At 46.2% G+C, this 6565-nt stretch carries 4 protein-coding genes; 1 reads left to right on the top strand and 3 read right to left on the bottom strand.

The window, feature by feature from the left end; translation table 11 throughout:
- Positions 1–215: 215 nt before the first annotated feature.
- The 3 genes from AC5JMF_RS28075 to AC5JMF_RS28065 form a co-directional block, all read right to left on the bottom strand.
- Positions 216–1493 carry a vWA domain-containing protein gene (locus tag AC5JMF_RS28075; protein WP_495798995.1) on the bottom strand — a complete coding sequence of 426 codons (1278 nt, stop codon included), beginning with the start codon at positions 1491–1493 and terminating at the stop codon, positions 216–218.
- Between the two features lie 288 nt (positions 1494–1781).
- On the bottom strand, positions 1782–3959 hold the full coding sequence (locus AC5JMF_RS28070; RefSeq protein ID WP_495798994.1) for a serine/threonine-protein kinase: 2178 nt from the start codon (positions 3957–3959) through the stop codon (positions 1782–1784).
- A 187-nt stretch (positions 3960–4146) separates the two neighbouring features.
- On the bottom strand, positions 4147–5439 hold the full coding sequence (locus tag AC5JMF_RS28065) for a hypothetical protein (RefSeq protein WP_495798993.1): 1293 nt from the start codon (positions 5437–5439) through the stop codon (positions 4147–4149).
- Between the two features lie 535 nt (positions 5440–5974).
- Between AC5JMF_RS28065 and AC5JMF_RS28060 the strand changes: the two genes are divergently transcribed.
- Positions 5975–6181: a glycogen debranching protein gene (locus tag AC5JMF_RS28060; protein WP_495798992.1), complete on the top strand. Its 207-nt coding sequence runs from the start codon at positions 5975–5977 to the stop codon at positions 6179–6181.
- The last annotated feature ends 384 nt before the right edge of the window (positions 6182–6565 follow it).

Genomic DNA, 6565 nt, shown 5'->3' with positions numbered 1-6565 from the left:
TATTCAGTCTGAAAAAACCTATTTTTTCGTTCCGAAATCTTTCTTTGCGTCACCCTTCGGGTGACGCTCGCAAGCTCGCTAACGCAGTCGCCTGCGGAGGGAAACCCTCCTTTACTCGCTGTCTCACCGTGTAAGCGCGTAAGCGCGTCAACCAAAACGCGAAATCTAAAAAACCTACCCATAAGAGCCACTCCCCACTCCCCACTCCCCACTCCCTAATTTTTCGGAATACGAGTGGTTTTAGTAGAGCGAGTTTCCAAGGCCATTGCATCTTCTTTTGCTACTTCTCGTTTCAAGCGCACTGTACCTGTTGGCGCGTCCTCTATATCAACTACGGTTTTTAATAGTTTGGCTGTTGCTTCGTTACCAGATTCATGAGCAAGTTTAACTGCTTTGCCCAATTTGGCTGTGGCAACCTCAATATCACCTCTGGCACGGGCTTCTAACCCCTCTTGAATTGATTGAGCAAGTTCTGCCTGCCCAGTATAATGGGCTACTCGCCGATCAATTTTGGTGGATTTGGCATCATCATCTGTCCAAGTTGCTAAGATGCGTGCTTCGGCAATTTTAGTTTCTGTACCGTTGAGGGTATAAACTAAGCTGGCTCTACCTGCTAGCATCTCATCACCAACATTTCCTGGATTCACTTGGATACAAAAGTGGTAATCACGAGATTCTTTTTTGCCCCAAGCACCTGTGGGGTAGTCAACTATTTGGGGTTTGACGGGTTTGGCACGGTTGGTGAGGTCAACGATATCTGGACTCACTTGTTTGCAGTATAAAACTCTTGCTCCTTGTGGTGTCCACAAACGCATGGCAACGTCACTCACGTCTTTGCTCATGGCTTTTTCTAGAATCGCCTGGAAGTCGGCCTCAATCATTGAGGCATTGGGGATAATGTCGGTTGTACCCAGCAGCTTACCTGCTATTAATTGGAGTTGGGAGACTCGCCAATCTGTGCCGACTCCCCGACAGTCGCACTGAAAGATTCCTTCACATTGCTGTAAAACTGTTTGCAATTTTTGTTCGTCGGAGTCGTCGTTTTGCCCATCGGTGAGTAGTAATGCTTGACGAACGGCGTTAGGCATTTTTTTGAACTGTGTCAAGGCTTCGTTTAGCCAGGTTGACATGAGTGTGCCACCTGTGGCGGTGATGTTTCTCAAAGATGCGATCGCATTTTGCTTTTTCTCTGGTGTGGCTTGAGAAACGGGAAATACTACGGTGGCTCTACTGGCTCCAGTTACTATGAAGAAGTGAGCATTTTCTGGTAACAGGTTGACGACTTTGACGATCGCTTCTCTAGCTGAGAGGATCTTGCCACCTCCCATGGAACCGGAGGTGTCACAAATAATACCAAATAGTCTTTGACTGCTGGGTGTTACGGGTATGCTTTCACCTTCTTCGACGCTAACTGTCATGATGGCATGAACTTCTTTGGTGCCTTGAGGTAGGTATTGGTTTTGAAAGACTTCAGCTTTGAATTGGTTGGGCATTGTGCTTTTTGATGATAGTGTGGGTTGATCTCACGCAGAGACAAGGCAGTGCGTTGCTTTGGTTCCCAAAGTTTTAGCAACTGCCGTGCAGAGACGCAGAGAAAGAGAATCAGAGGTCAATACAGTTGTCATGTCCGCCGTTATTACGGGCAAATTCGATGAGTGAGTGGGAGATGGCGATCGCATTTTTTTGTGATGAGGGTTGTATTAGGCTGGTTAGTTTAGCGGTCGTGGGGGCAGGGTAATGGGGAATGCTGAGTGTTTTTTATTTCTCCCCCTGCCTCACTCTCAAACCCAAGTCCTCGGCCGTATCCGATTTGCTTGGTCAACTAGGCGAATTTTCTCGTTGCCGTTTGCTAGATGTGCCATGTCACGCAAGGCTTTTTCTAGCCCTTTTCTTAGATGTATTTCTTGTAGTGGCTGTCCCAGAATTGTTAAATCGGCGGTGGGTTGTAATGTCTGGGAGGTTAATAAGTTTAGTGCTGTTTCTAGAACTTGTTGTGTCAGTCGATAGCGATCTATGCCTTCTAGGGCTAGTGCTTCAATCGCTGCTGAAGCTGCTTGGAGTTCTGGGGTTCCGGGGGTAGAACGATCGCTATTAATCAAAGTGCGGGCAATTTCAATCTGCGATCGCGTAAACATGTTGGAGGTTGGAGGTACACGTTCTAGTGCAGCCACAGCACCGTTGCGATCGCCTGTGGTACGTAGGCAACGAGCTAAACCAAATGTTGCTGATACATAACTGGGATCAGTGCGAGATGCTAGGTCGTACATTTTAATGGCATAAGAGTAATTTTGTGCTTGTTCTGCTGCTAGTCCTAATGCCAGTTTGGGGGCTATCTCTCCCGGCAAGTTGGAATATACTCGGTCGAATGCTTGTTGTGCTTCTGAGAACTGACTCTGCGCCATCAATGCCCGGCCCCAATACCAAAAAATTCGCCAGTCCCAAGGGTCTTTGGTTTTGAGTGTGGTTAAAATCTGCTCTATCTGGCTGTGTTCATTCGTTTCAATGAGGGTGTTTACTAATCGCAGCCATACTTCAGTGGAATTAGGAACTTGTTGAGCGATCACTTCTAAGCTAACAGCCCGCTTGACTGGATCGGCGATCGCACTAGCATTTAATACAGCATTAAAACCAGGGTCGCTAGAATCTAGTATCGGTACAGGTAATTGCTGATAATCGGCTGGGATTGGCTCAAAGTCAATACTATTAGTTAGTGCAAGCATATCTCCGCTCAACAGATTACTGGTAGATGGACGGGGAATATTAGTGGCGATCGCTACTACTTCCCGTAATACACCCAGTAATTGGTCTGCCATTTCATCTGCTGATTGAAAACGGTCATCGGGATTTGTTGCGGTTGCTGTGAGCAAAAACCGATACAGCGACTCTTGCAAGGCAAATAAAGGTTCTTCGTGGGGCTGGGGTATTTTATAGAGGTTTTCTTTGCTAAAACCTCGAATGTCTGTGAGTAGTACCGCTAAAGTTCTACCGATAGTGTACAAATCTGAGGCAACAGTTGGCCCTTCACTTGCTTCAGGAGCGCTGTAGCCTACAGTACCGTAAATATCACCATCAGGATCATCAATACGACGGACACTGCCCAAGTCAATTAATTTCACATCACCGCCTTCAACCATGATATTGTCTGGCTTGAAGTCGCAGTATACCAACCCCAAAGAATGTAAGTAAGCAAATGCACTGAGGATACGGTGAGTATAGGCGATCGCTTCTGCTACAGGTAACGGCGCACGACTTTTGCGAATCTCTTTAAGGGTTTTACCACCAACATACTCCATGACGATAAAACCCTCACTATTGTGATTCACAAAGTTATAGATCCCAACGATATTGGGGTGTTTCACCGCTGCGAGAAACTGTCTTTCTGCCAAAGCCACAGCAGCACTGGACGCATCTTCAGTATTGAGTAATCCCTTCAGTACTACATAGCGAGACAGGGTTTTATCAAAACCTAAGTAAATCCAACCTAGACCACCATATGCGATCGCGCCTTTAACCTCATATTGCTCCACAACTAAATCACCAGGGTGCAAGGTAGGAATAAATGAAAACTTCTGTCCACACTTACTACAAAATCCCCTTTCCCGTCGTAGTGGGTTATTGCAATTCGAGCAAAAGCGTTTATTTTCCGACACTTGCGGATTAGAGATAATCGCTTTTTCCGGTTCAGTCGATGGCAAATCTGGTATGGATATGAGTCCTGCACCCAATTGCCTGCGACTACTGCGAGCAGATGTACTACCAGTACGTCGTGATCCTTGGGAACGATTGGTTAGAGGTGAGGAACCAGTACCTAAAGTAACGGGTAAATCTTTTTGTGTGATGGGTGCGCTTTGTTTTTGGCTGACCAACGAAGCTGGCATCGCCGCCAAACCGCAGATGTCACAATAACCATCCTCAACAGTACCAGTACATCCATTTCGCGTACAGCGTAAGCCTTGCATAAGTAGGAATGGGGATTGGGGAACTCGGGGCCCCCGCTCCCGCAGGGAGTGGGGATTAGGGGTAATGGGGAAGGTGGGCCCCCTCTGGGGATAAGGGGTAATGGGGATTGGGGACTGGGGAGTGCTGAGAGACGCGATTAATCGCGTCTGTACAACTGCTGAGTGCTGAGTGAGGAGTAAGTGTTTGTTATTTCTCCCCCTGCCCCCTGCTCCCTGCTCCCCACTCCCTACTCCCTACTCCCCACTCCCCATTATTCAACCGTTTTTCATACCGAGAAACTAGTTCAGTCGCTTTGTCTATAGGGGTTGGTTGGGTGTAGAGTAATTGCTTTGCTTGTTCTGCTAACTCGGCTAAGGTGACATCTTCTATCAATCCTCGTGCTAGTGCTTTGGCTTTGAGGGCTTCAAGGCGTCCGCGCAACTCTCGACGAGTTTCTAGGGGCGCGTTATTGACTGTGTATGCTTGTTCTACTGATTCTATGTATTCTTTGGCTTTGATTGTCCAATTTTCTAAACCAACCATAACCGGATTGACTAAACCTTCTGTTAATTTGGTTTCTAACTTTGTTAGCCATTGGCTGAGGGCGTCGATTTGTATCTGAGTTAATGGAGTTTTCAGCATTGAGTGATCCAAGACTTTTTCTTGGCATTCCGCAAAAGTGGTGACGGATTTAGTATTAATTTCTTTTAATTGCTGCAATAAATTGTGAGCGATCGCAAATTTTTCTTTGATTTGGGCTTGTTGTTTGGCTTTTTGCTGTAATGCTGATTGGAGTTGTGCTAATAATGGCTGAATTTGCTGCTCTAATTCTTGACTGACTCCCAAAGGATCTTGCTCGATGCGATCGCTTAAGGAGGCAATCTCAGCATTCGCTTGCACAAGTTCACTCAGGGCACTTTGATTTAGTGATGCAGCTAATTGTTGCAGTGAAATGATCTGTGCTTCTGCATTCACTAACATTGAATCCAAGTTTGTCCAAGCGCTATCAACAGATAAAATTGTGTCTTTAGCAATAGAGAAGGCATGTGTCATCACTTCGAGTAGCTGGGTGGGAGTAATCACTTTCGCTTTCTCAGCCCCGGTTAATAGTCCTCTTTGGGCCAGTGGTGTTTGCACAGCAGGCAAGTGAATGGAGGCTCCTGTTAGCAATTGTCTAATCTCGTCTATTTTCTGCTCTCCTGCTGCTAAAAAGCCAATTTTCTGTTTTCCCCCTAAAAAGCGCGGTAGTTGTTGTCTTAGCTGGGCGGCTTTATCTACTGTTTGCGCCAACAAGTCAAGATATTGAAATAAATCGTTAATTGCCGTCAACGCTGGAGTTACTTGCACCGCAGTGATTCCCGTCAAATCTGTTTTGGGAAAACCAAAGCTACCGCACAGACGTTGATATGTTGGCAGTTCTTCTAATTCAAGGAGATTGTGACTAGCAACTTTGACCTTGTTTTTCCAGTCGGCTAAAAGTTGATCGATATCAACTGTCATAGCGATCGCTCCTGTACAAAAGAGGCTGTCCCAGACATTAGCAAGCGGTCAGATAAATATAATATTTTGTGTATTTTTTAAATAAATTCTTAATTAAATATATTAGCTTTGATAACCATCAAATGATATTTATCTTATCTGTCTATAAAGCATAAAATAACATTTATAGTCCTTTTTTACATTTTGCATTCTCGATTTAAAGGAATTCCTTGAAGAAGGCAGAAGGCAGGAGGCAGAGGGCAGAAGGGACAATTAAGAAGGGGATTCAGACCCCTCCTTAATTGGGGCCACTGAACTTCGTTTCAGTGGGGGTCTTAAACCCTTACTCCCTCCGGTCGTGGCAGAGTGCAGAAAACAGTATTCCTTCTGCCTCCTGCCTTCTGCCCTCTGCCTTTCTTGATAAAAGAAATTATCAACCTTGAGAGCGAAGATGATTATAAGATTCTTCCTCGCCAGCTCCCCCAGCTCTCTTTTTTGACCAATCCTGCTAAAATTACAGATTGCTATTTTAGCTACATCTGTTGAGGTAATAGACATGACTATTTGGGTAAATGAGCAAATTGACCCATCGGGGATGATTCATGCTTGTATTGCTTGTTGTAATGAGTCTCAAGCCAAAGATTGTCATGATTCCTTTCAAGATAATTTGACCCAAACGCAAAAAGCAGCAGGTTGGGTAGCACGATTGCGAATAGTCGAGTCTTGGGATGATGTTCCAGTGAATGCTTTAAAACTTGATTAGTGGGGAATCGAGGAGATGTGGTTCGACTTTGCTCACCAACCGAGAGATGAGGGAGATGAGAGAGGGGGCAGGGGGAGAAATAACAAATACACCAATTCCCTGTAGGGCGTTGCTGAATCATAGGATGAAATATGATGGATTGAAATCTCAAACTCTTTATTCTCTCTGCGTCTGGTGCGCGGCAGTCGCTACAACGGGGGGAACCCCGACGCGAGTTGTTCATGGGGGAAACCACGCCACTCCCCTCAAGTCGGGAAACCCGCCCACGGGGGTGGCTCCCCAAGACCACACTCGCTCCGCAACGCGCTGCCTTGCCTCTGCGTGTTAGCGTAGCGGGGCGTAGCGGGGCGTAGCGGGGCGTAGCGGGGCGTAGCGGGGCGTAGC

It is taken from the genome of Desmonostoc vinosum (assembly GCF_059505385.1).
Note: the sequence above shows the minus strand (reverse complement) of the source record. Positions and strands in the feature narration are given on the sequence as shown.

What these genes read in the sequence shown, in the direction of transcription:
- AC5JMF_RS28075 (WP_495798995.1), bottom strand. Translation starts at nt 1,493, where the DNA reads ATGCCCAACCAATTCAAAGCTGAAGTCTTTCAAAACCAATACCTACCT.
- AC5JMF_RS28070 (WP_495798994.1), bottom strand. Translation starts at nt 3,959, where the DNA reads ATGCAAGGCTTACGCTGTACGCGAAATGGATGTACTGGTACTGTTGAG.
- AC5JMF_RS28065 (WP_495798993.1), bottom strand. Translation starts at nt 5,439, where the DNA reads ATGACAGTTGATATCGATCAACTTTTAGCCGACTGGAAAAACAAGGTC.
- AC5JMF_RS28060 (WP_495798992.1), top strand. Translation starts at nt 5,975, where the DNA reads ATGACTATTTGGGTAAATGAGCAAATTGACCCATCGGGGATGATTCAT.